Consider the following 26,208-nt stretch of genomic DNA (forward strand, 5'->3'; position numbering starts at 1 on the left):
GAAGAACCCCCAAAAAACCCAAACTACAACGGCGCCGCATACAACTTGAACAACTGTCTGGCGGCCTCACTCGTCCCCCCAAGATAAACTCCATAAGCCTGCTCGATCTCTCCAGACCGATACATCCCACTGATCACCGAATCAACCAGCAGACGAAAATCCTCATCCCCTCGGGGTACCACCATCGACACTGGCGAATACTCATAAATCCGCTCGACCAGCATCAAATCCCCTGCCTCAGCATGCCGCGCCAACAGATTCTTCAACAGCATGCGCTCAGAAAAGAATGCATCGGCCTTACCTTGGACAACTGCCTCAAGCCCCGCATCATTGTTCTTAACCGCCACTACGGTGGCGATAACCCCAAGCATCTGTAATTGCTGCCGAACCCATTGCTCAGTCACCCCACCCGCGACCACCGCAAAGGTCTGGTTAGCCAACCCACGATTGACCGTGGCCCGCCAGGTCGGCCCACTGTGCGCCTGCTTGCCATTGAGCACGTTGAGCAAGTCCCCCGGAGCATCCTGACGCACCACTGCCGTCACTCCAGCGGTATACACCGGCACGGAAAAGCTCACCTGCTTACGCCGTTCCAGACTGGCCACAGTGGGCGTGCAGAGCAGATTTACCTGGCCTGAACTGACCGCCGCAATCCCATCGGCCAGCGCCACCGGCTGAAAACGGACCTGCAGATCGGGGAGCGCCAAAGTCACCTTCACCTGCTCGGCCACCTTCAAACACAGGTCGATGGCGTAGCCACTGGCTTTGTCACCGTCCTGCGCACTGAAGGGCGCAAAGTCCGGCAGGTAGCCGAGGGTCAAGGTCTTGCTGGCGCGCACTTGCTCCAGTGTTGCAGCCTTAGCAAGGGCTGGCAGTAGGATCAACAAGCAGGCAATCCGCGATAGGCTAGCCTTCATATCCGGACTCCCGTTCAACCCTGGCCTGTTCGGTGATGAAACGCTTGGCGAGAAAACCATATAGCAGATAACCGAAAGCCAAAACCAGGGCGCCACCGAGCACCGCCTCCATGCCGCAGGCATACAGGGCATAAAGCGAATAGCCCACCGCGACCAGCAGCACCAGGGTATTGCGGCTATACACGGCCGGACTGACCCTGGCTTTGTGCATGATCGCCAGCAGGCCGGTCAGGGCGGTCACGTAGGGGATCAGGTTGGTTACCGCGGCGAGGCTCACCAGCTTGCTGAACTGGGCGCTGGCATTGGGCGAGATGGTCGACAGTGCCATTGCCGTTTGCAGCACGCCACACACCAGCATGCCGAGAATTGGAGCGTTCAGCGCACTGACTCTGGAAAACAGCTGAGGAAACAGACCTTGGTCAGCAGTCATTTTCGCTGTTTGCGCCAGGGTGAACTGCCAACCCAAGAGCGAGCCGATACACGCCATCACCGCCAGCACCATGATGATGTTGCCGATCAGCGGGCTGAACATCTTCGCGTAGACCAGGGCAAACGGCGCCGACGCATTGGCCAGCTCCGGGTTGGGTACGATGCCCTGAATTACCGTGGTCGACAGTACATACACCACCGCGGCGCCGAGGGTGCCGAACAGGCAGGCCAGGGGCACATTGCGCTTGGGGTTCTCCACGGCATCGAAGGCCTGCGCCGCCGATTCCATGCCCAAAAAGGCCCAGAGGGTCAGCGGGATGGTTTTGCCGATGGCTTCCCAGATTGGCAGCTCATTGGGGTTCCACGCCTGGGCGAACACGTCGCGGTCGAACCAGAACCAGCCGATTACGCTTAATCCGGCCACCGGAATGATCACCCCCCAGACTGTGATTGCACCGATCCTGCCGGTAATGGCCGGCCCGCCGAAGTTGGCGACGATGGTCAACCAGATCAGCCCGATCGTGCCAAAGCTCAGCGCCATTGCACTGCCGCCTAGCCAGGGTATGAAGGCGGTCATGTAACCTACCGCGGAGATGGCCACAGCGACATTGGCGATCGCCAGCGAAAGAAAGTACAGGTAGGAACAGAGAAAAAAGCCCGACTTGGCATGGGCTTCTTCGGTATAGGCCGACAGGCCTCCGGAACGCGAACAGAACACTCCGCATTGGGTGAAACTGTAGGCGATTGCCATTGAACCTATGGCCGTCACCACCCAGGACAACAACGACACCGCCCCCAGTTGCGCCATGCTGGTCGGCAGCATGATGATGCCGGACCCCATCATGTTGACCGTCACCAGGGTGGTGAGCCCGATGAGCGTCATTTTTTTGCCTGAGCCCGCCATACTCGCCCCCCCCGATGTTGTAAACCATTGCTTATTGGGTATAGGTCATTTATTCGCTGAGCGGAGGGCTGGCAGGGTCGTGCAACTGCTTTTTTTGTGTGTTTCACCTGGATGGCATGACCTTTGTGCATCAGTAGGGAACTTGGCCGCTACTGGGGGTATCCTAATTGACGTAGGTACTCGATTTCCGGAGGCACCACCATGCGTCGTTTACTGATCGCTTCTTCGCTTGTTCTCTGCTTGCCCATGGGCGCTGCGTTGGCTGATGTGGACGCCAAGGATGTGGCCACTTCGGCGGGGATTTCCGCTTCGCTGTATTCCACCTTCAAGGACGACAAACGCATCATCCCGGCGCGTGACGATGCCTCCTCGTTCATTGCCAGTGGCGGTGCCATTCGTGGCGTTTACCTGGAGTCGATGATGCAGCGTATTCGCCAGGACAACCCCGGTTTGCAGGCCAGCGACGAAGACATCGCCCGGGCGATCCTGACCCAAGACCAACCGGGCACTGCGCACTGATCCTGATCAGGAGCAGGCCGACTCCCGGGATTTAAACTGAAGCCGACTGCTTCATCTCCAGAGGCAGGTTCAGGTTGCGGAGTTCATCATGTGTAGATTTTCGTCACTCGGTATTTGCTTGGCCGTGTCATTGCTCAGCGGCCCGGTATTGGCCGAAACCGTGGTACCGCTCAAGGGCCAGAGCTCGCAGCAGATCCAGTTGGATATCAATGACTGTCACAATGTCGCCAATAGCGCCTCGACCGCGCCGCCTGCGGCGGGCGGCCGGGTCAAAGGCGCGGCAGTTGGCGCCGCTGCTGGTGCGGCAGGGGCTCAGGTGCGTGGCAATCAACATGACGAAGTCTATGACCGTGTCGACGACGATGTGAAACAGGACTATCGGCAAAATCGCGCCCAGCAAACCGCGGCGGCTGGTGCAGTGGTCGGCGGCTCCCGTCAACGCCAGGAGCGGCGCGAGCAGCGCCGGACCAGCGAGTCTAGCAATGCCTCGGCCTACACCAGTTGCTTGCAAGGCAAGGGCTATCAGGTCTCGCCCTGATTGCGCTCTGAGCTGCTCCCTCCTACCAGCCCTTCACGCCATGCATATCCGGTAGCCTGTGAGCGATGCCTTTGTGACAATCGATACAGGTAGCCTCACCCTTGGCCAACGAGGTGGAGTGCATGGTTGCCGCGCGCTTGCTCTGGCGGGTGAAGTCCATGAACTCGAAGTTGTGGCAGTTGCGGCACTCGCGTGAATCGTTGGCCTTGAGCCTGGCCCACTCATGCTCGGCAAGCTCGCGGCGCAGGGCAACGAACTTGTCACGAGTATCGATGGTGCCGAAGATCTTGCCCCAGACTTCCTTGGACGCTTGCATCTTGCGCGCAATCTTGTGCGTCCATTCGTGCGGCACGTGGCAGTCCGGGCAACTGGCGCGCACGCCGGAACGGTTGGTGTAGTGAATGGTTTCTTTAAGCTCGACAAACACGTTGTCGCGCATTTCATGGCATGACACGCAGAACTTTTCGGTATTGGTTAACTCCAGCGCGGTGTTGAACCCGCCCCAGAAGATGATTCCGGCAATAAATCCGCCAAGGGTCAAAAATCCCAGGCTGAAATAAACGCTTGGCCGACAGAGGATGCCCCAGTACTCCTTAAGCAGGGCGAACAGTGCTTTCATGGCGCCTCCTCAAGGTTGCTTCGCGGCGTTGGCGTCGTCTTGCAGGATTTTGTCGATGGTTTCGAAGCTGTTGCCCACCAGCGGTTGCACCTCTTTCTGCGGCACATGGCATTGGTTGCAGAAATAGCGGCGCGGCGATACCGCCGCCAAGGCCTGGCCGTCGCGGTCCATGTAATGGGTGATGCTGATCATCGTCGCCTGGCTGCGGGCGCTGTTGGCGCGGCTGTGGCACGACAGGCACTTGTTGCCGTTCTTGTCGATCTGATAGCCGCGAATGCTGTGGGGAATGGTCGGCGGCTGGTCAGGGTAGTTGCGCTCGCGCTTGAGGTCCTTGTTTTCATCGTTGGCAATCGGTGGTGCCGGCAGGCTTTGGACCAGGGAACCGCCGGGTCGACGGCCATCCGGGCCGGGGGCATCGAGCGGATAGTCGATTTCGGCAGCGATCACCACGCCAATCGCCGCGAGCAGGCACAACGGCAGGATTCGAAAGGTCATGACGGTGCTCCTCAGGCGACGCTGATCAACTCGATGCGTATGGCGCATTTTTTGTAGTCGGTCTGCTTGGAGATCGGGTCGGTGGCATCGAGCGTGACCTTGTTGATCAGCTTGTTGGCATCGAAGAACGGTACGAACACCAAACCTTGCGGCGGCTTGTTGCGCCCGCGGGTTTCAATGCGCGCGCGGATTTCGCCACGACGGCTGATCAGTTTCACTTCACTGCCGCGTCGCGCATTCAGGGCTTTGGCGTCGTCGGGGTGCATGTACACCAGAGCATCGGGCACCGCCTTGTACAGCTCTTCGACCCGTTGGGTCATGGTCCCGGTATGCCAGTGCTCAAGCACCCGGCCGGTGCTCAGCCAGAACGGGTAGTCGGCATCGGGGGCTTCGGCCGGCGGTTCATAGGGCAGGGCAAAGATGATCGCCTTCTTGTCCGCATAACCATAGAACTGCACGCCACTGCCTGCTTCGACATACGGGTCCAGGCCTTCGCGATAGCGCCAGCGGGTTTCCTTGCCGTCGACCACTGGCCAGCGTAATCCGCGCTCGCTGTGGTAACGATCAAACGCAGCCAGGTCATGACCATGGCCGCGACCAAACTGGGCGTATTCCTCGAACAGACCTTTTTGCAGGTAGAAGCCAAACGCCTTGGCCTCATCGTTCTTGTACCCGGCTTCCAGTTGCTCGACCGGAAACTGATCGACCTGGCCGTTTTTGAACAGCACTTCGAACAAGGTTTTGCCCTTGTACTCAGGCGACTTGGCCAACAGCTCTGCAGGCCAGGTTTCATCGGTGGTGAAGCGCTTGGAAAACTCCACCAGCTGCCACAAGTCCGACTTGGCATCACCGGGAGCAGTGACCAACTGGTGCCAGAACTGGGTGCGACGTTCGGCGTTGCCAAAGGCGCCTTCCTTTTCCACCCACATGGCGCTGGGCAGGATCAGGTCGGCGGCCTGGGCCGAGACGGTCGGATATACATCAGAAACGATTACGAAGTTTTCGGGTTTACGCCAGCCGGGCAGCACCTCCTGCATGATGTTGGGGCCGGCATGCATGTTGTTGCTGGCCTGGGTCCAGTACACATTGAGCACACCGTCCTTGAGCATGCGGCTTTGTTGCACTGCATGAAAACCGACCTTTTCCTCGATGGTCCCGGCCGGCAGTTTCCAGATTTTTTCCGCAGTGGCACGGTGCTTCGGATTGGTCACCACCAGGTCAGCGGGCAAGCGGTGGGAGAAGGTTCCGACTTCACGGGCGGTACCGCAGGCGGAGGGCTGGCCGGTGAGGGAGAACGGGCTGTTGCCCGGCTCGCTGATCTTGCCGGTAAGCAAGTGAATGTTGTAGATCAGGTTGTTGGCCCAGACCCCACGGGTGTGCTGGTTGAAGCCCATGGTCCAGAACGACACGACCTTGCGTTTTGGGTCGGCATAGAGTTCGGCCAGGGCCTTGAGGCGTTCCGCTGGCACGCCCGATTCCTTGGCGGCGCGTTCCAAGGTATAGGGGCGGACGAAGGCGGCGAACTGTTCGAAGTTGATGTCGCTCCAGGTGTTGGCCTTGTCGGCATTCTTTGCCTGGGTCTCCAGCGGGTTGTCCGGGCGCAGGCCGTAACCGATGTCGTCGGCGCCCTGGGCGAAGCGGGTGTGCTTGCTGATGAAGTCCTTGTTGACCGCGCCGCTTTCAATGATGTGATTGGCGATGTAGTTGAGGATCAACAGATCGGTCTGTGGCTTGAACACCATGGGTATGTCGGCCAGTTCAAAGCTGCGGTGCTCGAAGGTAGACAGCACCGCGACCTTGACCTGCGGCTGGCTCAGGCGCCGGTCGGTGACCCGGCTCCAGAGAATCGGATGCATCTCGGCCATGTTCGAGCCCCAAAGCACGAACGCATCGGTGGCCTCGATGTCGTCATAGCAGCCCATTGGCTCATCCATGCCGAAGGTGCGCATGAAGCCCATCACCGCCGAGGCCATGCAATGACGGGCATTAGGGTCAATGTTATTGCTGCGAAAGCCGGCCTTCATCAGTTTGTTGGCGGCGTAACCTTCCCACACGGTCCATTGCCCTGAGCCAAACATGCCGATCGAGCCTGAGCCTTTGTTCTTCAAGGCTTGCTTGAACTTCGCTTCCATGATGTCGAAGGCTTTCTCCCAGCTGACCGGTTGGAACTCGCCCTGCTTGTCGTACTGGCCGTTCTTCATGCGCAGCAGTGGCTGGGTCAGGCGGTCGTTGCCATACATGATCTTCGACAGGAAGTAGCCCTTGACGCAGTTCAAGCCTCGATTGACCTCGGCTTTGACGTCGCCATGGGTCGCCACCACGCGGTTGTCGCGGGTGGCGACCATCACACTGCAACCGGTGCCGCAGAAGCGGCAGGGCGCCTTGTTCCAGTCCAGGGTGACCATGTCCGCTTCTGTAATCAGGTTACTGGCGGTGGTATAGATCGGCAGGCCGGCCGCTGCCGCGGCAATGGCGGCGGCCTGGGCTTTGGCGAATTCACGGCGGGTCATGCTCATTCGATTTCTCCTGCAGGGTCGAGGAGTTCGTGATAGATCAACGCCGCATTGAGTACGCCCGGCAAATTGTTGATCTGGTCGATGCGCTGCAAAATCTGGTTTTCATCTACCGCCTCAAGCACCACCACCAACTTTCCGGTGCTACTTTCCTGATGCAATTCCAGGCCATCGAACAGTCGCAAGTTGGCTTTGACAGCATCAAACAATTCCGGGCGGGCAAGTACTACAAGGCTGGCAATATGTCGGGCTTCGTCCATGCATTGGCTCCAATAGATAGCGTTGGCGGTCTATCAGTTGGGCGGCCCGGGCGGGCCGTAGAGCATTTGCAAAAACCAGATGATGAAACCGTAGCCACCGACGATCGCCACCGATAGCAGGGGGAACAGGCAGGCGACAAGGAAGATGAACAGCAGGGCTTCCTTGCGCCGTACAGGTTTTTGTTCTTCAGCCGATGGCATTGGACGCGCTCCAAACGGAGTTGGGTTGAGCGTAGATCACTTCAGTGAGGTAGTTACATCATTGCAGCTGAATTAGACCGGCGGCATTTCTGTTGCAGGTCAATGATTTCGCCAGTTAGGCAAGTGCACCGGCAACCTGGCTGAGAATAATTATTGTTTGCTCGCTGGCCTAGGCTGCATTACTTCAGGCTGCTCTTCAGGAATTCTTCTCGGTCTTGATGCATCTGCAAATGGGTCTTTCCAGCCGCATACTCCAAACCGGCGAGGCCCATGTTGAGCGCAAGGTCGGGATGCCGCGCGGCATGAAGAATAGCCTCTGCCAAACGGGATGGGTTCCCCGTCTCGAAGGTTAGCGCGGTGTCCTTGTCAGTAATATCCAGGATGCCGTAAGTGTCTGAGGCGATGACCGGGGTGCCTTGGCTGAACGCGTCGAAAATGATCCTGGGTTGTTCCTGCTTTAGCGTGGGAACCAGCACCCAGTCGTGGTGTGAAATGACCTTGAAGAATGCTTCTCCGTAATCGACATTTTCTTGATATCTCACGGTGACGCCGCCATGGCGTTCCCTTGCAAAGCGACGGCAGGTTTCTTCTAAATCCCCCGAACCCATGATGGTGATGTTTATATTCACGTCGTGCGGTTTCAATTGCTCGATGGCGGCGAGCACAACAAGAACGCCTTTGTCTGCGACGAGACGTGAGGGAAAGAGTATGTTTAGTTTGCCATCGGTTTTGTCACTGAATCTGCGCTTGACCGCTTCCGGGTTTGAGAAATTGCTTTTATCCACCCAGGTTGCAGGGTTTATAAGTGTTCGGCGCTTGTCATTGCCTAGGAAGTAATCCCGGTAAAATGACTGGGTGAAGATTCTAGAGTTTGCCGCCTTCAAACAACATCTCAGTAGCGTTCGATGAGCGTAATGTTCAATTGTTTTTCTGGTGGTTTTAGCCTCGCCCTGACCCAGCATCCAGAATGACGATTCGATGACGATAATCCATTGAAAGGGCATGAACGGCTTAAGCATTAACAAATAAAAAGACAAGGGGAACGCCCAGCCGGCACCATCGGAGTGAACGATTTTTGCTTGCTTGCATGCCTTGATGACAGTGATGAAGTTTGGCAGGAGATTTTTTAGTACCGATGGAATGCCGCGGTCATTTTTCAGCTCAAAAAGCCACTTTATATCCAGGTCGCTAATGTCTTGCAGTCCCTCCAGGCTTCTGCTTTTGACAACGGGGCAGCAGATGCCGAAGTTCTGTATGTAGTTTAAGTGCAGCTTCAGGTCTTTAGCCCACAAGGGATCGGTGAATAGCTTCCCTTGGTTGTCTTTTTTTATCACGATCCTGGTGAACAGGAGGTAAGGCTCATTGATCATATTCCCCTCACACGTAACTGTTGACGGCTGTAAGTGATCTTCCCTACGGTATCAACCACCTCATGTGATGAGCAGGCTGTCAACAAGGACAGCGCGGGAGCCATAAAAACTGATTCACTTGCGTTTCGCGTTGACGAGCCAATCGTGTGTTTACCCATAAACCTGAACGCCTACGCCACCTGTTTGGCCAAATGTGTTTATCCCGGGGAACGCAATCCAGTGTCGTGTGCGGGCCAGCACAATGATGTCCAATTGTCATCGTGACAAACGAAAGGATAGCCACGCCCTACAAATTCGGGAGGGATCGGCAGCTTTTTTTTAAACAGCGCTGCCGCGCTGAGAGCAAGCAGGCTGAAAGTAGCGTCCTACAGCGGTTCTGTGAACAACAGGTACAAGCGTACAACCACGTCTACGCTGACTGAGGGAATCAGACCGGAGCAAGGGACATGGGGAAATGGGTAAAGCGCTATTTGTGTGTTTTGTTCCTGCTATGGACGGCTGTTCACCCTGCCGCCAATGCCGCGCAAGACACTGCAGAGAGCGTGGCGCCGTCGGCCGAGCTGAAAGTTGCCAATCGCAGCATTATGACCTTTCGCGCAAGCTTGCTAGGCGAAGCGCCTGAGGCGCGGGCACAGCGTGCTCAGGCGGTGATCAACGAAATGCTCAACGGCACCGAAGATCCTGTCGTGCGCCTTGATACCATTCAAGACAGCTACCTGGTACTGCTAGGTGAACGCCGTGCGTTTATTGTCACGCCCAAGGATACCGACCCTGAAACATCGGCAGCCGACGCCGCAGCACAAGCCGCGCAACGCCTGGAAAAAGCAGTGGAGGAGTCGCAACAGGCCCGCAGCGTTCGCTTTCTGTTGACAGCCGGCGGCATGAGTGCAGTGGCAACCTTTCTATTTATTGGTCTGCTGCGCTTCGCCGGCTTTGTTCGGCGCAAACTGCAATCCCAGCTCCCCAAGCGCATACGTCGTCATCACGATGTGCTCAAAGTAGGAGAAACCCCGCTACTGGATACCAGCAACCTGTTTCCGCTGATCCGGCGGCTGCTGGCATTGTTGTACTGGACCGTCGTGCTGCTGCTCACCTACGAGTGGCTGACCTTCGTTTTACAACGCTTTCCTTACACCCGGCCCTGGGGTGAAAGCCTCGATCATTACTTGCTGAACCTGCTGCGTTATGTGCTCGACGCCATCATCAGCGCGATTCCGGGGCTGGTCATCGCCCTGATGATATTTTTTATCGCGCGCGGGATCAGCGCCTTCAGCAAGCGAGTGCTGGAACGACTGGCCAGGCCCGGGACCATCACCTGGCTCAACCATGAAACCCTGCAGCCGACCACGCGCTTGACCTCGCTGGCGATCTGGCTGTTTGCCCTGGCGATGGCCTATCCCTATCTGCCGGGTGCTGGCACCGAAGCTTTCAAGGGCTTGTCGGTGCTGATCGGCCTGATGATCTCCCTCGGCGCCTCCAGTGTGGTCGGGCAGGCGGCTGCAGGGTTGATCCTGACTTACACCCGCACCTTGCGCCCTGGCGAGTTTGTCCGCATTGGCGAGCATGAAGGTACGGTGACAGAGCTTGGTATGTTTACCACCAGTATCCGTACCGGATTGGGCGAGGTCCTGACCATTCCAAATTCAATGATCACCGGGGCGGTGACCAAGAACTACTCGCGGGTGGTGCAAGGTGCCGGGTACGTGGTCGATACCGTGGTTACCATCGGCTACGACACGCCTTGGCGCCAGGTTGAAGCCATGTTGCTGGAAGCTGCGCAGCGTACTTCCGGAATTTTGCAGACGCCCAGCCCCCAGGTGTTTCAAACGGCACTGTCGGATTTCTATCCGGAATATCGTCTGGTCGCCCAGGCGGTACCGAGTGAGCCACGACCGCGGGCAGAGCTGTTGAGCATGTTGCACGCTAATATTCAGGATGTATTCAATGAGTACGGGGTGCAGATCATGTCGCCGCACTACCTGGGGGATCCCCAGGATGAGAAGCGTGTGCCCAGGGAACGTTGGTTCACAGCACCGGCGCAGGAGCCCGGTGAGCAAGGAGCGGGGCGGTGATGCAACCTATGAGGTTCATGGGCGAAGGGCCTGCCCTGCGATGGTAGCAGACGAGATGGGGGGCGCCTGATGCCATCGCGGGGCAGGGTTCAGTTACGCAATGACATCGAAACGCATGTGCTCACCCAGACCACACACCATCAAACTGGCATGGAGTTTCAGATCGCTATGCTTGCGACTTTGCTTTAGCAGTTCCTGAATAACCTTTTTCACTTCTTTTTCAGCCTGTTTGCGCTTTTCGCTAATCAAACCTTGAAGCTGAAGCTGGCCAGTCAAGGTTGTGTCGATATCGCTGACCGTTTCCCAGTCCTGGTGGTCGCGCATTTTTTCCCGCGCAGTGGCAGAACTGCCATCGATGGTTTCAGGGATGGAATAGGTCAGTTGAAAGTCATGATTGGACATGGTGCATGGTCCCTATGGCGTATGAGTTTAACGCCAGCAGCTACTGCCGGCGTGTCCTCAGGCGTCTGACATCCTTGTGGGCGCACTGATAAGTTATGTTTGAGATTAAAAGATGTTTGTAGGAAGGCTCTTACAATCTTCTAAATGCTCGTAACTGTCGAGATGTATATCTTCCGATAGTTGCAGGGAAACATAACTTATTGAACTTTTCTCGTCCAGTAACAGGTTTATTAAAATGCATCGTTGGGGCCGGTGCCCAGGAGGGTCCGGCCCGTTACCAGGTGACCCTTCAGCCACTGAGGTGGCCGAGATGTCGGTGGAGAAGCGCGACGCCCTGCGAATCAGTTAACAGGCCAAGGGTATGGCTTTGCCGACAATGCGTGGAAACGGTGGAATATTGGGGTACAGTCAGCGCAGATGGAGCAATCGCATCACGCTGGAGTCAGAGATGGCGCGACATATACCAATAACAATTGCTACCGATCCATTGCAGACATCCCGGATGGCCCGCCTGAAACTTGTGAGTGAAGGCGCTTTGCCGCAGGGCATGCTTCGCGAGGAAATTGATGCCTCGTGGCGGCGCAGCCTGGGCCATGGTCTGAGCTGCCTGGCGTCCGAACAGGTAGAGATGGGCGTACGTCAGCGTTTGCAGGAGCTGCTGGAGGGTAACCGTCTGCTGATCGACGCCGCTACGCCGGAAATGGAATACCTGGTCGCCCGTCAGGGCAACAGCGGGATGATCATTCTCGGCGATGCGCAGGCCAACATACTGGCCATCGGTGGGCAGACGGCCGAGCTCAATCAGGCAGGCCTGCGTGACTTGCACCCAGGCAGTTGCTGGAGCGAGTCGAGCCGCGGCACCAATGCCATCGGCACGGCTGTGGTCGAGGGTCGCCCGACCCTGATCAACTGCGGCGAGCACTACCTGGACCGACTCAGCCCGTTTTCCTGTACCTCAGTGCCGCTGCGCGATCCCCAAGGGCATGTGATCGGCGTTCTCGACCTGACCCGCGAAGGCGTCATGGCCCAGCCTCAGGACAACCTCTCCACACTAATTATGGCGGCAAGCAATATCGAGAGCCGGATGTTCGGGTTGTGCTATCCCGATCAGTTGGTGCTGTCGTTTCACAACCGTGCGCAATACCTTGGCAGTGCCTGGCACGGCCTGCTGGCCCTGAGCCTTGATGGCGAGGTGCTGGCGGCTAACGAACGCGCCTGTGAGTTGCTCCAGCTGGCGCGTCCGGCGCTGCTTGGACGGCGTTGCAGTGAGCTGATGGGCGAACGCACGTCAGCCTTCCTCACCCGCCTGTGGAGCGACAGGGTGAACAGCGTGCAAACCGCCAAGGGCGAATTTTTCTTCCGAGCGCTACATCTGCCGCAGCGTGCCACCATGAGTACGCCGCGAGCGCTTGGCAAGGCGCTCCCCGCACCTAAACCTGCACAACTGCAAACCCTGGCCGGCAGCGATGCACGCCTGGCCAGAGCCCTGCGCATGGCGTGCCGGGGCTTGAACAATGACCTGCCGGTGCTGCTGCTTGGCGAGACCGGCACCGGCAAGGAGGTCGTGGCGCGGGCCTTGCACCAGTCCAGCCCGCGTACTGACAAGCCCTTTGTTGCGGTCAACTGCGCCGCCATCCCGGAAGGTCTGATCGAGTCCGAGCTGTTCGGCTATCGCGAGGGTGCGTTCACCGGCTCGCGCCGTGGCGGCATGGTCGGCCGGCTGATGCAGGCTCACGGCGGAACCTTGTTTCTCGACGAAATCGGCGATATGCCGTTGGCCCTGCAGGCGCGTTTGCTCAGGGTGCTGCAGGAGCGCCGGGTCGCGCCGCTTGGCGGCGGCGACGAGCAGGACATCGACGTGGCGGTGATCTGTGCCACCCACCGCGATCTGAAAAGGCTGGTGCTCGACCAGCACTTTCGCGAAGACCTCTACTACCGCATCAACGGCGTAAGCGTGCAGCTGCCGGCCTTGCGCGACCGCGACGACCTGAGCGAGGTAATCGACACCCTGCTGGGCAAATTCGGCGCTGAGGATGTCGAGCTGGACAAGGGCCTGCGCGAGCTACTAAGCAACTTCGACTGGCCGGGTAACATCCGGCAACTGGAAATGGTCTTGCGCTCGGCACTGGCCATGCGCGAGCCGGGTGAGCAGGTACTGAGCCTGGAACACCTGACTGATTGCTTGCTCGATGAACTCAGTGCCAGTGCGCAGCAAACCGGCAGCATTCGTGAGCACGAGGTGGAGTTGATCCGCGGCGCGTTGGCGCGCCACCAGGGCAATGTCTCGGCAGCAGCCGAGGCCCTGGGTATCAGCCGTGCCACGCTGTACCGAAAACTCAAGCAACTGCGCGGATAAGGGGCTGCTGATGGGCGGTATTTTTCTCAGGCTGATCAACAGCTCCGACCCGCAGCTGATGCGCCACGCGCTGGCCTGGCTGTACGGCTTCGTGCGCCCGCACCGGCGAGCGATCGCCGTGTTGCTTGGGCTGTCCCTGGCGGCTTCGCTGCTGGTGCTGGTGCAACCCTGGCTGGTCAAAACCCTGATCGACCAAGGCCTGCTGGCCAAGGACTTGCAGGTGCTCTGGCAGATGGCGCTGATCATGATTGCCGTCGGGATCGTCGGTATGCTGCTAGCGGGCATCAACCGTTACCTGCACACACGCCTGTCCGGGCGCATTCTATTCGCCCTGCGCGATGACCTGTATCGCCACTTGCAGCAGCTGTCACCGGCATTCTACGGGCGTAAGCGCATCGGTGACATTCTTTCGCGGCTCGATGGCGATGTTGCCGAGATCCAGCGCTTCGCAGTGGACTCGCTGTTCGCCGCGGTTTCCAGTGTGATTGGCCTGATCGGCGCGGTGACCCTGATGCTCATGTTGTCCTGGCAGCTGTCGTTGTTGCTGGCGCTGCTGATCCCCATCGAAGTGCTCTGGTTGCGCTGGATGCGCCGCAAAGTTGAACGTGAGGTGCGTAACTTGCGCGAGCGCTCCGCCGATGTCTCGTCGTTTCTGGTCGAGACCCTGCCAGCCATGAAGTTCATCCAGGCGGCCGGGCAGCAGCGCCATGAGTCCGAACGCCTGGAGCGCCTGGGGCAGGGCTACATGAGCCAGTTGCTGCGGGTGCAGGTCACTGAGTTCTTCACCCAGGCGGTGCCGGGTACGCTGACCTCGCTGTGTCGTGCCTGTGCCTTCCTGGTCGGCGGCTACTGGGTGATTCAAGGAACCTGGCAATTGGGCGCACTGATCGCGTTCTCCACCTACCTGGGCATGGCGGTCGGGCCGGTACAGAGCCTGCTCGGCCTGTACGTGGCGGTGCAGCGTATGGCCGTCAGTCTCGGGCGGGTGATGGAATTGCAGCAGGAGCCGGTTGGCGTGCGCCAGGCGACAGCGCCGGTGCCCATGCCGCAAGGGCCTGGAGAACTGCGTCTGGAGTCTGTGCATTTCGCCCATGAGCAGCGCCTGGGCCAGGTGCTTGGCGGCGTTGATATCTGCATTCCAGCAGGCGTGAAAGTGGCGATCAGCGGCGCCTCCGGGGTTGGCAAGTCGACCCTGATCGATCTGCTGCAGCGTTTTTATGACCCTGAGCAGGGGCGCATCCTGCTCGATGGTGCCGACCTGCGCGACCTGGATCTGCTGGCGCTGCGCAGGTCCATTGCCGTGGTCAGTCAGGACATCGTGCTGTTTCGCGGCACGCTGGCGCAGAACCTGGCCTACAGTGTGCCTGAGGCCAGCCGTGAGGACCTTGAACGGGTGGTGCGCCTGACGCGCCTTGAGACACTGGTTGAGGCCTTGCCCCTTGGCCTGGACGGTCAGTTGGGCGAACGCGGCCAGCAGTTGTCTGGCGGGCAGAAACAGCGCATCGCCATCGCCCGCGCTTTGCTCCAGGATCCACGGGTGCTGGTGCTCGACGAAGCGACATCGGCGGTGGACGAGGCCACAGAGCGCGAAGTGATCGCGGCCATTGACCGGCTGTTCGCCGGGCGCACGCGCATTCTCATTAGCCACCGCACCAGTACCCTGGCCGACGCCGACCTGCACCTGCACCTTGAAGACGGCCGCTTGCAAGCGGCCTGGCAGGAGCCACTGCGCCATGGCCGATGAACTGTGCGTGGGGGTGATCGACAGTGGCTGTTCGGCGCAGCAGGCCCAGTGCCTGGCGGGCGGGCGGCGTTTCTGGCTGGAGCAGGGCACACTTTGCCAAGGTGAGTTGCAGGCCGATGCCCTCGGCCATGGCGGTGCGGTGCTTGAGCGACTTCTGGCGCAGGCCGATGGGCTGTCGGTGAAGGTGGCCCAGGTGTTCGACAACCGGGGGGTGACTTCGGTGTTGCAAGTCAGTGCGGCGCTGCTGTGGCTGGTGGAGCAAGACGTGAGCCTGGTCAACCTGAGCCTGGGTCTGACGCAGGATCGAGCCGTTCTTCGCCAGGCCTGCGCTGTGGCCGTGGAGGCCGGGGTGTTGCTCTGTGCGTCCAGCCCCGCGCGCGGAGCACTGGTTTATCCGGCCAGCTACCCGGGCGTGCTGCGTATCACCGGCGATGCCCGCTGTGCGCCGGGGCAGTGGTCCTGGCTGGACACTGCGCAGGCTGACTTTGGTGCAGCAGTCGGCGAGGGCGCCGGGCCAGCTGGTGCCAGCCTGGCCTGCGCGGCCCTGAGCGGGCAGATTGCTGCCTATCTACGCGAACATCGGCAGGCGACACGCGAGCAGGTGCTGGTGTATTTGCGCGAGCAGGCCACCTTCATCGGCCCTGAGCGCCGTAGAGGCGGGCATGTCTGAACCGCGTATCTTGATCCTGGGTGCCGGCCCTGCCGGCGCGGCCACCGCCATCGGTCTGCGGCGCCTGGGCTACGCGGTCACGGTGGTGTCCGAGTGGCGTCGCTTCGCGGCTGTAGAAGGCGTTTCGCAGCGGGTACTTGAGGGCTTGCGGCATGCCGGCCTGGGGGGTGCTCTGCACCAGGTCGCTACACCCGCGACGCGGCAAGTGCGGTGGAATGGCCAGCACTTGCGCCTCAATCAGGAGTATCTGCTCGATCGGCAAGCGTTCGACCGGGCCCTGCGCGATGATCTGCAGCGGGCCGGGGTGACCTTGGTCGAGGGCCGGGTACGTGAGGTGCAGGGCCAGGATGGTCATCAGGTGCGTCTGGACGATGGGCAGATCCTCAAGGCCGAGTTCCTGGTGGAGGCCCGTGGTCGCCAGGCGCCGCTGACGGTCGACCGCTTGCGCGGCCCGGAGACGGTCAGCCTGCTCAACCTCTGGCAGGGCAAACCTGGCGTGCCGGCTTCGGCGGTGGAGAGCATCGACGATGGCTGGGCGTGGATGGCCCGTTTGGCCGATGGCCGCTGCTACTGGCAGATTACCCTGAATGCCGAACGCCTGCCGGGCAAGGCCACGCTGGCCGAGTACTGCGCCGAACGCCGACGCCGCTCGAGGCTGGTGGCCGAGTTGTTCGATGCGCAGTCCCTGGCGCCGGCAACCGTCCATGCCCGCAGCAGCACGGCCATTCTGGCGGGCGAGTGTGCAGGCGACGATTGGTTGCGGGTGGGCGACGCGGCCATGGCGGTTGACCCACTGTCGGGGAACGGGATTTTCCAGTCGCTGTCTTCAGCGTTGCAGGCGCCAGCGGTGATCAACACGCTTTTGCGCTGCCCGCCGCGGGCTGCTCTGGCGCAGCGCTTCCATCAGCAACGGATCGAGCAGCTATTCTTGCGCTTCGCCCGGATCGGGCGGGACTTTTATGCGCAGGAGCAGACGCGCGCGGCCGGGCCATTCTGGGCGCGCAGGCGCCAGTGGCCGGATGCGCAACCGGTGCATGGCGCTTCCGACTGGAGGGCTGTGCGCGTCGAGTCGCGACCGGTGTTGCGCGATGGACTGGTGGATGAGGCCGAGGTGGTGGTGACAGCGGATCAGCCGTTGGGGGTGTGGCATCTGCAGGGGATTGAGCTGGCGCCGGTGGTGCGTGGTGTTCAAGACGGGCTTGAACTGGCGCAGGTGTTAAGCGATCGGTCGGCGCAGCAACAGATGATGGTGCGGCGCTGGTTGGCCGAGCAGGGCTATGGCTGAGTACCCGGTGGGGTGGGCTTGCCCGCGATTGCGATGTGGCTGACACACTGCAATCGCGGGCAAGCCCACCACCGGGGAGGAGGCGCTTTCAGAGCTTGATCAGCACCGATTTCAGCTCGGTGTAGTGCTCGATGGCCGCAGCGCCCATTTCCCGGCCCACACCAGACAGTTTGTAGCCACCGAACGGCAGTGCCGGGTCCAGCGCACTGTGACAGTTGACCCAGACCGAGCCGGACTTGATCCGCGGGATCATCCGGTGCACTGCCGCCAGATCGTTGGACCAGATACTCGCGCCCAGACCGTAGGGGTTGTCGTTCGCCAGGCGCACCACTTCATCGATGTCGTCGAAGGGCATGGCGACCAGCACCGGGCCGAAGATTTCTTCCTGAACCAGGCGATGGCGCTGATCGACGTCGACGATCACCGTCGGTTTGACGAAATAGCCCGGACCGAAGCTTTCGCCACCGCAGGCGATGGTGGCGCCCAGTTCGCGGCCAAGGTTGATGTAGCCGGCCACCCGGTCCTGCTGCTTGGCGGAGATCAGCGGGCCCATCTGCACCTGCGGATCAAGGCCGTTGCCGAGTTTCATGCCGTTGGCAATCGAGGCGATGTCGGACACTACATTGTCGAAATGCTTGCGGTGCACATAGAGGCGCGAACCGGCGCAACACACCTGCCCCTGGTTGAAAAAGATCGCCGTGGCGGCGCCCGCAGCAGCCTCGTGCAGGTTGGCGTCGGGCATGACAATGGTCGGCGACTTGCCGCCCAGCTCCAGGGTGACGCGGGTCATGTTTTCCATGGCCGCTTTGCCGATCTGCTTACCGACTTCGGTGGAGCCGGTGAAGGTCAGTTTGTCTACGCCGGGGTGGCGGGTCAGGGCGGCACCGGCGTTCAGCCCGGTGCCGGTGACAACGTTGAATACGCCATCCGGATAGCCGGCTTCGTGTACCAGTTCGGCCAGTTTCAACGCCGTCAGCGGGGTTTCGTCGGCAGGCTTGAGCACCATGGTGCATCCGGTGGCAAGTGCAGGCCCGAGCTTCCAGCAGGCCAGCAGCAGCGGGAAGTTCCAGGCAACGATGGCGCCGACCACGCCAATCGCTTCACGGCGGATGAAACCGTGGAACTGATCGTCGGGCATCAACGGCAGCGAAGGCTCCACCGTCGTGCCTTCAATCTTGGTGGCCCAGCCAGCCATGTAGCGCAGGAAGTCGATGGCCAGTTGCACGTCCATGACTTTGGCCACCGCAGCGCTTTTGCCGTTATTCAAACACTCCAGTTCGGCCAGCTCCTGAGCGTCACGTTCCATCAGTTCGGCCAGACGCCACAGCAGGTTCTGCCGCTCACGGGGGCGCATGCGGCTCCAGGCCGAGTCATCGAAGGCAGCACGTGCCGCCTTGACGGCGCGGTCGACATCGTCACTGTCGGCGCAGGGTACTTCGCCTAGTACTTCGCCGGTGGCCGGGTTGCGAAAGCTCATGGTCGTGCCACTCTGCGCGTCCTGCCAGTCGGCGCCGATGCGCATCTTCAGTTTGCGGTCGAGGAAAGCCTGGGTACGGGGGAGGATGGGCAGGGTCGAAAGCATGGGGGCAACGCCTCTTGTCATTGGATGTGCAGGGGCGTTCGCAACCGCCATGCCAAGGTCGAGAGATGACTTCAATGCATTGATATTTAACGCTTTATGTTGGTGTCCAGACAGCGCAAACCAGCCCGCGCTGTAGCACTTTGAGACGGCATGAGACGCCGCTGGAACAGTTCTGCGCTGGCCTAAGCTCATTGGCGGCGATGCAGCTGTCTCATGCTGCAACGAGCTGTCGCAAATTTAGACGCCCGGCGCGGATCCAGGGCCCTTGCAAGGCCGCAGTGGTATTGCTCAACTCGTTGAAAATAAAGACTTTGCGTAGATTGGCACAGATCCTGTATTGGTCATTCGCAGAAGTACCTACGGCACCCAGCGTGCAATAACGATAAGAACAATACCGTGGAGGTCTGACCTTGAGAACGACTCGACTCCGGCGACATACCAGCAGCCTGGCACTGATCGCCGCCGCTTTGCTATGCACCCAGGTTCAGGCCAAAGAGCCCGGCGCCGACCTGCTACAGAGCAAGTGCATGGGCTGTCACATTGCCGAAGGCAACGACAATTACAGCCGTATCAGCCATCAGCGCAAAACCCCTGAAGGCTGGCTGATGAGTATCGGTCGCATGCAGGTCATGCATGGTCTGCAGATCAGCGATGATGACCGCCGCACCCTGGTCAAGTACCTGGCCGACAAGCAAGGTCTGGCACCCAGCGAAACAGAGGGTGCGCGTTATGCCATGGAGCGCCGCCTGAACACGGTTGAGCAGTTCGACGAAAAACTCAGCCAGACCTGCGGCCGCTGCCACTCCGGCGCACGGGTCGCCCTGCAGCGGCGCCCGGCCAAGGAATGGGAACATCTGGTCAACTTCCACTTGGGCCAATGGCCTTCACTCGAGTACCAGGCGCTGTCGCGGGACCGCGACTGGCTTGAGATCGCCTTGAAGGAAATGGTACCGGACCTGGCCAAGCGCTTCCCGCTGGACAACCCCGCCTGGGCCGACTGGCAGAAAACCCGGCCCAAGGCTGAGGCGCTGCTGGGGCAGTGGGCTTTTAGCGGTCATATGCTGAGCAAGGGCGATGTGCGCGGTGAAATGACCGTCGGCGCTGGCCAGGGCGATGGTTTCAAGGTGCAGGTCAACGGCACGTATGCCGATGGTACGCCCTTCCAGGGTAGCGGCACCGCCATTCTCTACAACGGTTTCGAATGGCGCGCCAGTGTGCAGATCGGTGACACCGCCATGCGTCAGGTCTTCGCCGCCGTCGATGGCGAGATGAAAGGGCGCATGTTCGAGGCCGAGCATGATGAACGCGGCCTGGATTTCACTGCGGTGAAGGAGGGCAAGGCCCGTTTGCTGGCGGTACAGCCTTCGTTCATCAAGGCGGGCAGCGAGGTTGAGCTGACACTGGTTGGCAGCGGCTTGTCCGGCAAGCCGGACCTTGGCCCAGGTATCGAGGTGACCGAAGTGCTCGTATCAAGCGCTAACCAGGTTCGGGTCAAGGCCCGTGCCGCGGCCGATGCGGCGCCTGGCTTGCGTGAGGTCAGCCAGGGCGGATTGAAAGGGCCGAGCCTGGCGGTCTACGACAAAGTCGAGGAAGTGAAAGTGGTGCCGGCGTTCTCCATTGCCCGCATTGGTGAGAACGGCGGCAGTACGCCGAAGGTGCAGGGGCGCTTCGAGGCCGAGGCCTGGGGCAAAGATGCCAAGGGCAAGCCACTGCGTATTGGCTATCTGCCGGCGCAGTGGTCAGTCGAGCCTTACAACGAAAAGGCCAAAGAAGACGAAGACGTCAAGTTCGCCGGGCAGATGCTCGAGAACGGCATCTTCATGCCCGGTGGCGCCGGCCCTAACCCCGAGCGGCGGATGATGACCAACAACGCGGGCAATCTGAAAGTGATCGCCCAGCTGGAGGACGGCGGACAGAAGGGCGAAGGCCACCTGATCGTCACCGTGCAACGCTGGAACAATCCACCGCTGCCGTGATCGGCCGTGGACCTTACGGGCACTGCAAGGCCCGGATGCCAACGTTGATCACAATGCACATCGGGAGGTCGCCATGGGCGCGCTATTGAATCTGGTCGAGCGTAATCTGCATGAAGTGCAGGTTGATGCCGACCGCATGCTGTTCCATATCCCCAGCAGTTCGCTGTTTGCCACCGACGCGGTAACCGGCGGAATCATCGACACCTTGCGAGAGCAAGGCTGTTCACCTGAGGAGTTGCAGCAGCGTCTGCAATCACGCTTCACCGGTGAGGACATCATCGATACCTTGCGTGAGCTGATTGCCCTGGAAGTGGTCAGTGACGGCTCGCCGCTGACCCCGGAAATCGGCCTGAAACGGGTCGAGCGTACCGCGCTCAACACCGTGGTGCTGAACGTCAACACCGGCTGCAACCTGAGCTGCACCTACTGCTACAAGGAAGACCTGGACAAGCCCTCGGCGGGCAAGAAAATGAGTACCGCAACCGCTGAATCCTCGGTGGAAATGCTGCTCAAGGAGTCGCCGGACGAGACGCGCTACACCGTGGTGTTCTTTGGTGGCGAGCCGTTGTCCAACCGGCCACTGATCGAGCACATGGTGGCCTACTGTGAGCGACGCTTTGCCGAGGCTGGCAAACAGGTGGAGTTTGTCATGACCACCAACGCCACGCTGCTCACCGAGGAGATCGTTGATTGGCTCAATGCCCACCGCTTTGGCTTGTCGGTGAGCATCGATGGACCCAAGACCGTGCATGATCGCAACCGCATCACCGTGGGCGGGCAGGGTACTTACGACGTGGTTCGGCGCAAGGCGCAGATGCTGCTGTCGCGCTATGACAGCCGTCCTGTGGGTGCGCGAGTGACCCTGACGCGGGGCATCACCGATATCGAGACCATCTGGGATCACCTGTTCAACGAGATGGGTTTTGCCGAGGTCGGCTTTGCCCCGGTGACCTCAGGCGACATGGCCGACTTCAACCTGACCGCTGAGGAACTGGTTGAAGTCTTCGCCAACATGAAGGCGTTGGGCCGGCGTTACCTGGAGGCGGCACTGGAACACCGCAATATCGGCTTCTCCAACCTGCACCAGCTGATCACCGACATCCATGAGGGGCACAAGAAAGCCCTGCCGTGCGGCGCCGGGTTGAAGATGCTGGCGGTCGATCATGAAGGCGAGTTGAATCTGTGCCATCGCTTCACCGGTTCCAGTCTGCCGACCTTCGGCAACGTGCACAGCGGGGTGAAACAGGTGGAGTTGAACGACTTCCTGTCCCAGCGCCTGGACCGTAGCGGCACCGGCTGCGACAGCTGCCGCATCCGCAACCTCTGCTCTGGCGGCTGCTATCACGAGAGCTATGCCCGCTACGGCGACCCTACTCATCCGACCTATCACTACTGCGAGTTGATGCGCGACTGGATTGACTTCGGCATCGAGGTTTACAGCCGCATCATGGCCGCCAATCCGGCCTTCATCAGCCGCTACATCACTCCGCGGAAGGCGCATTGATATGAAACATCTCAAGCCGCTGAACAACAAAGCGCAAATTCTTGAGCAAGCGATCGCCCAGGACCGTGTCGAGGAAGTCGTGGCCATGAGCGCGGTCGCCGGTTGCACTGCCACCACCGACCCGGGCTGGGAAGTGGATGCCTTCGGTGGCGTCAGCTCGCTGTGTCAGCCAATGGAGGCCGACCTTTACGGTTGCTCTGACCCGTGCTGGTGGCCAGCCCAGGTGCCCGACATGATGAGCACCTACCAGGACTGGAATGCCCAGGCCAGCAACTCCCAAGACGATTGGCGCAACCTTGGCACTGTGTTCCCAAAAGACAAGTGACCAGCCAACAAGAACAACAAGGGGAAACCGCATGAAACCTGGAGTTTTCGCCAAGCTGGCGTTCACCGTCGCCGCCTGTGCCAGCACCCTGGCAGCCTGGGCTGCCGACAGCAGCGGGCCTGCGCTGAAGGCGGGTCACGAGTACATGATCGCGACCAACTATCCAAACAACCTGCACGTGGTCGACCTGGCCCGCGATGAGCTCTACAAGAGCTGCAAGCTGCCGGACGCCTTCGGGCCCGGCACGGCGATGATGGCGCCGGACAACCGCACCGCGTACTTGCTCAACAACCACTTCGGTGACCTCTACGGCGTTGACCTGGACACCTGCAAGACAGTGTTTCACGCCAACTTGTCGAACACCCCGGGCGAGCTGGCGCGCTCGATGTTCTCGTTCGCAATCAGTCCGGATGGCAAGGAAGTCTACGCCACGGTCAATCCTACCCAGCGTCTGAATGACCACTACGTGGTCAAACCACCGCGCCTGGAGGTATTCCGCACCGCAGACGGGCTGGCGGCCAAACCGGTGCGCAGCTTTCCCATGCCACGCCAGGTCTTCCTGATGCGCGCAGCGGATGACGGCAGCCTGTTTGTCGCAGGCCCCGATATTTACAAGATGGATGTGAACACCGGCAAGTATGAGGTCGCGCTGCCACTGCGCAACTGGCAGCGTCCGGGTTTCAGCGCCCCGGACGTACTGTACTTCTGGCCACACCAGACCGCACAGCATGACTTCACCATGCTCTACACCGTGTCGCGCTTCAAGGACGACAAGCAGGACCCGGCCACGGCTGAGCCGATGTATGGCTACCTGAGCATCGATCTCAAGAGCGGTAAAAGCAGATATCAGGAGTTCGCCTCGCTGACCGAGCTGTACTTCACCGGCCTGCGCTCGCCTAAGGACCCTAACCAGATGTATGGGGTACTGAACCGCCTGGCCCGCTACGACATCAAGGAGCGCAAGCTGATCAAGGCCGCCAACCTGGACCACACTTACTACTGCGTGGCCTTCAACAAGCAAGGCAGCAAGCTCTACCTTGCCGGGACGTTCAACGATATCGCCGTGTTCGATCCGCAGAGCCTGGAGAAGGTCAAGAACATCAAGCTGCCAGGTGGCGACATGTCGATCACCACCACCCAGGTGTTCGTCAGGTAAGCAAGGCCGCCGCGCCGCCAGGCGGCGCGGCGTTAATCCTCGGTACATGGTGAGCTGTGCAGTCGCCGAGGTACAGATGATCGGAATACCGTGCGCTCAATACGTGGCGCCTGCCAGAAAGGTGCTAGCGTGCTTGCCGCAGGGGCGCTATGCCGACACCGCCCTTACGTTTGCTTGATTCGATAGGCTGTGGCGCTCCAGTAGCTATTGCCATTGCGTTGTTGGCGCATCCAGCCAGCAGCCTCCAGCTGGTTGGCGATCATTCGATTCATGATGCCATGACCGAGCAGTAGAACGGGCCCTTCATCAGCAAGGGACTGAAGGCGTTGAGCGGCGGTACTGGCCCGCATTCTGGCTTCACAGGCAGACTCGACTTTCCCTGAGAAACCGCAAAACCATAAGATTCGAAGAATAAACGCCCAGGTAAACGGCGACAGGCGTGGCAGCGTCCAGCGCCCATGGGGCAACTGCGCCTCGCAGAAGACCTCGTCTACCACAACGGGCTGCAAGCCCAACGCCCGAACGGATGTCAGTGCCCGAGGTGCGGTGCTCGACACAATTACCTTGGCACTGGCAGCCAGCGCCACGCTAACCTTCGGAGCGGGATGGCTTTTGATTTCGCTGAGGTCGTAATGCTCGATCCAGCGCTTCATATCGAGCGCTGAAACGTTGCCGGTCATGATCAGGTCTGGCTGACCATGGCGCATCAGGATGATTTCCTTATCCATTGCTATCAAATCCTTGTTTTGCTGTTGCGTGAGTACTCAGGATGCCCAACGTTCAGCTGGAAACGTTGTTGAGCTTCTGCAGCTCAATCTGCTTGGCAGCACTGAGCTCAAGGTTTATGCGTTCCTCATCCAGATACCGATAAATGCTCTGCAAGCTGGAGATTTTTTGTTTGATCTCTGCCATCTTTTTTTCAATAAGCTTTGCACCGTCAGCACAATCGATCCGCTTGTTGCGCTGCGCATCTAGAATCTCGCCAATCTCCCCCAGGGAAAACCCCATGCTTTGGGCGCGCTGGATAAAGTCCAGATCCTGCAGGGTTTGCTCGGTGTAGACGCGATAGTTGTTGATACGCCGCTGTGCTGAGATCAGGCCGATTTGCTCGTAGTAACGCAGCGTATGTCGACTCGCACCGCTGCGTGTCTCGAGTTCGCCGATTCTCATGAAAACTACCGCTTGACTGTAGAGTTGGCTCGATAGTTTACGCTTGATTTCTCACCTTACCAAGGAGCAGGGAAATGAGCGTGGAGTGCTTTGTAACCGGGGGAACCGGCTTCATCGGCCAGCATCTGCTAGCGCACCTGAGTGCGCAAGGTCACACAATCCGGGTGTTGATGCGTAGCCCCGGGCGGCTCCCGGCATTGCGTGAGCAGGTCCGCAGTTTAGGCGGGAATGCAGCCCGGATCTTTGCTGTAGAGGGGGACCTGGAAAGCGACAACCTCGGTATCAGTCAGGCAGACCGGGAGGTGCTAAGGCAAGCCCGAGTGGTATTCCACCTGGGCGTCCAGTTTGCCTGGGGGCTTTCACTGGAGCAGGCGCGCGCAGTCAATGTCGAAGGGGCAAGGCGAGTGGCGCGGCTGGCGTGCGGACAAAAAAGCCGTCTGGTGCTGATCGGTGGCTACATGCTGAACAACCATGAGCACTTGCGGCGTATCGGCATCGACCCCAGTTGCCCGCTGTCGACGAATTGGCCAGCAGTTTACCGGCATGTCGGCGGCTACGAAGGCAGCAAGCTGGAGGCGTATTTTGCGACACTGGAGGTTGTGTCGGCCGAGTGCGGGGAACTGACAGTTGTTCACCCTGCGACGGTTTGCGGCCATAGTCGCACCGGCCATATTCTTGGCGGTCAACCACTGGCGGAACTGATACGCAACCTTATGCAGGGGAAGTTGGCTGCAGTGCCTGGTAGCGCGGAGCACTGGTTGCCACTGGTCACCGTGGACTACCTGGTTGAGCTGGTCACACTTTGTGCTTTTGATCCCGCCATGGCGGGCCAGGAACTGCTGGCGCTTGATAAGCAAACGCCCAACTTGCGAGAACTTCTGGCACAGGTGGCACAAGCACTTGGCTTGAAGGCGCCCAAGTATCACATTTCGCTTCGACTGCTGAAGTTGCTACTGAGCATTCCTCCCGTCGCGCGGCTGTTGAATGCGAACGCCGAATCGCTGGACTTCATCCAGACCACTCGCTTTGATACTGCGGCGCTTGAGCAGTTTGCCAACAGGCATGGCATCAGCAAGCCGGATATTGGCCAGGCGTTGCAGCACACTGCAACGTTCGTCAATTCGTTTCACCTTGGCCAGAGCAGGGCACGCTGACGCGAGGGGCCCTGAGATAATGATTCGGCGCGGGTTGAACGTTGTGT

General features: G+C 59.9%; 24 protein-coding genes. 12 read left to right on the forward strand and 12 right to left on the reverse strand.

Annotated features, from left to right (window positions below; all coding sequences use genetic code 11):
• Window positions 1-23: 23 nt before the first annotated feature.
• On the reverse strand, window positions 24-917 hold the full coding sequence (locus C6382_RS04915) for an amino acid ABC transporter substrate-binding protein (protein WP_107023409.1): 894 nt from the start codon (window positions 915-917) through the stop codon (window positions 24-26).
• Complete coding sequence (potE, locus tag C6382_RS04920; protein WP_107023410.1) at window positions 907-2,250, reverse strand: putrescine-ornithine antiporter; 1,344 nt, start codon at window positions 2,248-2,250, stop codon at window positions 907-909. Before potE ends, C6382_RS04915 begins: the two co-directional genes overlap by 11 nt.
• A gap of 201 nt (window positions 2,251-2,451) precedes the next feature.
• Between potE and C6382_RS04925 the strand changes: the two genes are divergently transcribed.
• Window positions 2,452-2,769, forward strand: coding sequence for a DUF2388 domain-containing protein (locus C6382_RS04925; protein WP_107023411.1), 318 nt, complete (start codon window positions 2,452-2,454; stop codon window positions 2,767-2,769).
• Between the two features lie 88 nt (window positions 2,770-2,857).
• Window positions 2,858-3,307 (forward strand): YMGG-like glycine zipper-containing protein, encoded by a 450-nt coding sequence (locus C6382_RS04930; protein ID WP_107023412.1) that lies wholly within the window; start codon window positions 2,858-2,860, stop codon window positions 3,305-3,307.
• Window positions 3,308-3,329: 22 nt separating this feature from the next.
• Here C6382_RS04930 and C6382_RS04935 read toward each other — a convergent pair whose 3' ends face one another.
• The 6 genes from C6382_RS04935 to C6382_RS04960 all read right to left on the reverse strand — a co-directional run bounded on the left by C6382_RS04935 (window position 3,330) and on the right by C6382_RS04960 (window position 8,765).
• A complete protein-coding gene (locus C6382_RS04935; protein WP_107023413.1) occupies window positions 3,330-3,926 on the reverse strand; it encodes a cytochrome c3 family protein in 597 nt (198 codons plus the stop codon).
• A 9-nt stretch (window positions 3,927-3,935) separates the two neighbouring features.
• Complete coding sequence (locus tag C6382_RS04940) at window positions 3,936-4,421, reverse strand: nitrate reductase cytochrome c-type subunit (protein ID WP_107023414.1); 486 nt, start codon at window positions 4,419-4,421, stop codon at window positions 3,936-3,938.
• 11 nt (window positions 4,422-4,432) lie between these two features.
• Window positions 4,433-6,937 carry a nitrate reductase catalytic subunit NapA gene (gene napA / locus C6382_RS04945; RefSeq protein ID WP_107023415.1) on the reverse strand — a complete coding sequence of 835 codons (2,505 nt, stop codon included), beginning with the start codon at window positions 6,935-6,937 and terminating at the stop codon, window positions 4,433-4,435.
• Window positions 6,934-7,194: a chaperone NapD gene (locus tag C6382_RS04950; protein ID WP_107023416.1), complete on the reverse strand. Its 261-nt coding sequence runs from the start codon at window positions 7,192-7,194 to the stop codon at window positions 6,934-6,936. The genes napA and C6382_RS04950 overlap by 4 nt, the downstream gene beginning before the upstream one ends.
• Before the next feature lie 33 nt (window positions 7,195-7,227).
• Entirely contained in the window at window positions 7,228-7,395 is a 168-nt protein-coding gene (gene napE / locus C6382_RS04955) for a periplasmic nitrate reductase, NapE protein (RefSeq protein ID WP_038610650.1), read from the reverse strand.
• 179 nt (window positions 7,396-7,574) lie between these two features.
• Entirely contained in the window at window positions 7,575-8,765 is a 1,191-nt protein-coding gene (locus C6382_RS04960; RefSeq protein ID WP_107023417.1) for a glycosyltransferase family 4 protein, read from the reverse strand.
• A 446-nt stretch (window positions 8,766-9,211) separates the two neighbouring features.
• On the opposite strand from C6382_RS04960, the gene C6382_RS04965 reads away from it, so the two are divergent.
• Window positions 9,212-10,837 (forward strand): mechanosensitive ion channel family protein, encoded by a 1,626-nt coding sequence (locus C6382_RS04965; RefSeq protein WP_107023418.1) that lies wholly within the window; start codon window positions 9,212-9,214, stop codon window positions 10,835-10,837.
• A gap of 93 nt (window positions 10,838-10,930) precedes the next feature.
• Here the strand turns inward: C6382_RS04965 and C6382_RS04970 are convergent, their stop codons facing one another.
• Entirely contained in the window at window positions 10,931-11,239 is a 309-nt protein-coding gene (locus tag C6382_RS04970) for a hypothetical protein (RefSeq protein WP_107023419.1), read from the reverse strand.
• 448 nt (window positions 11,240-11,687) lie between these two features.
• Here C6382_RS04970 and C6382_RS04975 point away from each other — a divergent pair, with 448 nt between their 5' ends.
• Genes C6382_RS04975 through C6382_RS04990 form a run of 4 tightly spaced genes read left to right on the forward strand, consistent with a single transcriptional unit; the run spans window position 11,688 to window position 17,294 of the window.
• Window positions 11,688-13,595: a sigma-54-dependent Fis family transcriptional regulator gene (locus C6382_RS04975; protein WP_107023420.1), complete on the forward strand. Its 1,908-nt coding sequence runs from the start codon at window positions 11,688-11,690 to the stop codon at window positions 13,593-13,595.
• A 10-nt stretch (window positions 13,596-13,605) separates the two neighbouring features.
• Complete coding sequence (locus C6382_RS04980) at window positions 13,606-15,339, forward strand: ABC transporter ATP-binding protein (protein ID WP_107023421.1); 1,734 nt, start codon at window positions 13,606-13,608, stop codon at window positions 15,337-15,339.
• Complete coding sequence (locus C6382_RS04985; RefSeq protein WP_107023422.1) at window positions 15,329-16,009, forward strand: peptidase S8 and S53 subtilisin kexin sedolisin; 681 nt, start codon at window positions 15,329-15,331, stop codon at window positions 16,007-16,009. The genes C6382_RS04980 and C6382_RS04985 overlap by 11 nt, the downstream gene beginning before the upstream one ends.
• Window positions 16,002-17,294, forward strand: coding sequence for an NAD(P)/FAD-dependent oxidoreductase (locus tag C6382_RS04990; RefSeq protein ID WP_107023423.1), 1,293 nt, complete (start codon window positions 16,002-16,004; stop codon window positions 17,292-17,294). Before C6382_RS04985 ends, C6382_RS04990 begins: the two co-directional genes overlap by 8 nt.
• Window positions 17,295-17,382: 88 nt before the next feature.
• Here the strand turns inward: C6382_RS04990 and C6382_RS04995 are convergent, their stop codons facing one another.
• On the reverse strand, window positions 17,383-18,876 hold the full coding sequence (locus C6382_RS04995; RefSeq protein ID WP_107023424.1) for an aldehyde dehydrogenase: 1,494 nt from the start codon (window positions 18,874-18,876) through the stop codon (window positions 17,383-17,385).
• 410 nt (window positions 18,877-19,286) lie between these two features.
• Here C6382_RS04995 and peaA point away from each other — a divergent pair, with 410 nt between their 5' ends.
• From peaA to peaD, 4 genes are all read left to right on the forward strand, one after another.
• Entirely contained in the window at window positions 19,287-20,852 is a 1,566-nt protein-coding gene (gene peaA / locus C6382_RS05000; RefSeq protein WP_107023425.1) for a quinohemoprotein amine dehydrogenase subunit alpha, read from the forward strand.
• A 73-nt stretch (window positions 20,853-20,925) separates the two neighbouring features.
• Window positions 20,926-22,356 (forward strand): quinohemoprotein amine dehydrogenase maturation protein, encoded by a 1,431-nt coding sequence (gene peaB, locus C6382_RS05005; protein ID WP_107023426.1) that lies wholly within the window; start codon window positions 20,926-20,928, stop codon window positions 22,354-22,356.
• Between the two features lies 1 nt (window position 22,357).
• Window positions 22,358-22,681, forward strand: coding sequence for a quinohemoprotein amine dehydrogenase subunit gamma (gene qhpC, locus C6382_RS05010; RefSeq protein WP_107023427.1), 324 nt, complete (start codon window positions 22,358-22,360; stop codon window positions 22,679-22,681).
• Window positions 22,682-22,712: 31 nt separating this feature from the next.
• The gene (gene peaD / locus C6382_RS05015; protein WP_107023428.1) at window positions 22,713-23,837 is read left to right on the forward strand and encodes a quinohemoprotein amine dehydrogenase subunit beta; all 1,125 of its coding nucleotides are present in this window, start codon (window positions 22,713-22,715) and stop codon (window positions 23,835-23,837) included.
• A gap of 164 nt (window positions 23,838-24,001) precedes the next feature.
• On the opposite strand, the gene C6382_RS05020 is transcribed toward peaD, so the two are convergent.
• Window positions 24,002-24,565: a histidine phosphatase family protein gene (locus C6382_RS05020; RefSeq protein ID WP_107023429.1), complete on the reverse strand. Its 564-nt coding sequence runs from the start codon at window positions 24,563-24,565 to the stop codon at window positions 24,002-24,004.
• Between the two features lie 52 nt (window positions 24,566-24,617).
• Window positions 24,618-25,007, reverse strand: coding sequence for a MerR family transcriptional regulator (locus C6382_RS05025; RefSeq protein WP_107023430.1), 390 nt, complete (start codon window positions 25,005-25,007; stop codon window positions 24,618-24,620).
• 74 nt (window positions 25,008-25,081) lie between these two features.
• Between C6382_RS05025 and C6382_RS05030 the strand changes: the two genes are divergently transcribed.
• Window positions 25,082-26,161 carry an SDR family oxidoreductase gene (locus C6382_RS05030; RefSeq protein ID WP_107023431.1) on the forward strand — a complete coding sequence of 360 codons (1,080 nt, stop codon included), beginning with the start codon at window positions 25,082-25,084 and terminating at the stop codon, window positions 26,159-26,161.
• Window positions 26,162-26,208: the final 47 nt, after the last annotated feature.

Source organism: Pseudomonas sp. BBP2017 (genome assembly GCF_003024385.1).
Taxonomy (GTDB): Bacteria; Pseudomonadota; Gammaproteobacteria; order Pseudomonadales; family Pseudomonadaceae; genus Aquipseudomonas.

Coding starts and splice junctions, on each gene's coding strand:
- C6382_RS04915 (WP_107023409.1), bottom strand. CDS start 917: ATGAAGGCTAGCCTATCGCGGATTGCCTGCTTGTTGATCCTACTGCCA.
- potE (WP_107023410.1), bottom strand. CDS start 2,250: ATGGCGGGCTCAGGCAAAAAAATGACGCTCATCGGGCTCACCACCCTG.
- C6382_RS04925 (WP_107023411.1), top strand. CDS start 2,452: ATGCGTCGTTTACTGATCGCTTCTTCGCTTGTTCTCTGCTTGCCCATG.
- C6382_RS04930 (WP_107023412.1), top strand. CDS start 2,858: ATGTGTAGATTTTCGTCACTCGGTATTTGCTTGGCCGTGTCATTGCTC.
- C6382_RS04935 (WP_107023413.1), bottom strand. CDS start 3,926: ATGAAAGCACTGTTCGCCCTGCTTAAGGAGTACTGGGGCATCCTCTGT.
- C6382_RS04940 (WP_107023414.1), bottom strand. CDS start 4,421: ATGACCTTTCGAATCCTGCCGTTGTGCCTGCTCGCGGCGATTGGCGTG.
- napA (WP_107023415.1), bottom strand. CDS start 6,937: ATGAGCATGACCCGCCGTGAATTCGCCAAAGCCCAGGCCGCCGCCATT.
- C6382_RS04950 (WP_107023416.1), bottom strand. CDS start 7,194: ATGGACGAAGCCCGACATATTGCCAGCCTTGTAGTACTTGCCCGCCCG.
- napE (WP_038610650.1), bottom strand. CDS start 7,395: ATGCCATCGGCTGAAGAACAAAAACCTGTACGGCGCAAGGAAGCCCTG.
- C6382_RS04960 (WP_107023417.1), bottom strand. CDS start 8,765: ATGATCAATGAGCCTTACCTCCTGTTCACCAGGATCGTGATAAAAAAA.
- C6382_RS04965 (WP_107023418.1), top strand. CDS start 9,212: ATGGGGAAATGGGTAAAGCGCTATTTGTGTGTTTTGTTCCTGCTATGG.
- C6382_RS04970 (WP_107023419.1), bottom strand. CDS start 11,239: ATGTCCAATCATGACTTTCAACTGACCTATTCCATCCCTGAAACCATC.
- C6382_RS04975 (WP_107023420.1), top strand. CDS start 11,688: ATGGCGCGACATATACCAATAACAATTGCTACCGATCCATTGCAGACA.
- C6382_RS04980 (WP_107023421.1), top strand. CDS start 13,606: ATGGGCGGTATTTTTCTCAGGCTGATCAACAGCTCCGACCCGCAGCTG.
- C6382_RS04985 (WP_107023422.1), top strand. CDS start 15,329: ATGGCCGATGAACTGTGCGTGGGGGTGATCGACAGTGGCTGTTCGGCG.
- C6382_RS04990 (WP_107023423.1), top strand. CDS start 16,002: ATGTCTGAACCGCGTATCTTGATCCTGGGTGCCGGCCCTGCCGGCGCG.
- C6382_RS04995 (WP_107023424.1), bottom strand. CDS start 18,876: ATGCTTTCGACCCTGCCCATCCTCCCCCGTACCCAGGCTTTCCTCGAC.
- peaB (WP_107023426.1), top strand. CDS start 20,926: ATGGGCGCGCTATTGAATCTGGTCGAGCGTAATCTGCATGAAGTGCAG.
- qhpC (WP_107023427.1), top strand. CDS start 22,358: ATGAAACATCTCAAGCCGCTGAACAACAAAGCGCAAATTCTTGAGCAA.
- peaD (WP_107023428.1), top strand. CDS start 22,713: ATGAAACCTGGAGTTTTCGCCAAGCTGGCGTTCACCGTCGCCGCCTGT.
- C6382_RS05020 (WP_107023429.1), bottom strand. CDS start 24,565: ATGGATAAGGAAATCATCCTGATGCGCCATGGTCAGCCAGACCTGATC.
- C6382_RS05025 (WP_107023430.1), bottom strand. CDS start 25,007: ATGAGAATCGGCGAACTCGAGACACGCAGCGGTGCGAGTCGACATACG.
- C6382_RS05030 (WP_107023431.1), top strand. CDS start 25,082: ATGAGCGTGGAGTGCTTTGTAACCGGGGGAACCGGCTTCATCGGCCAG.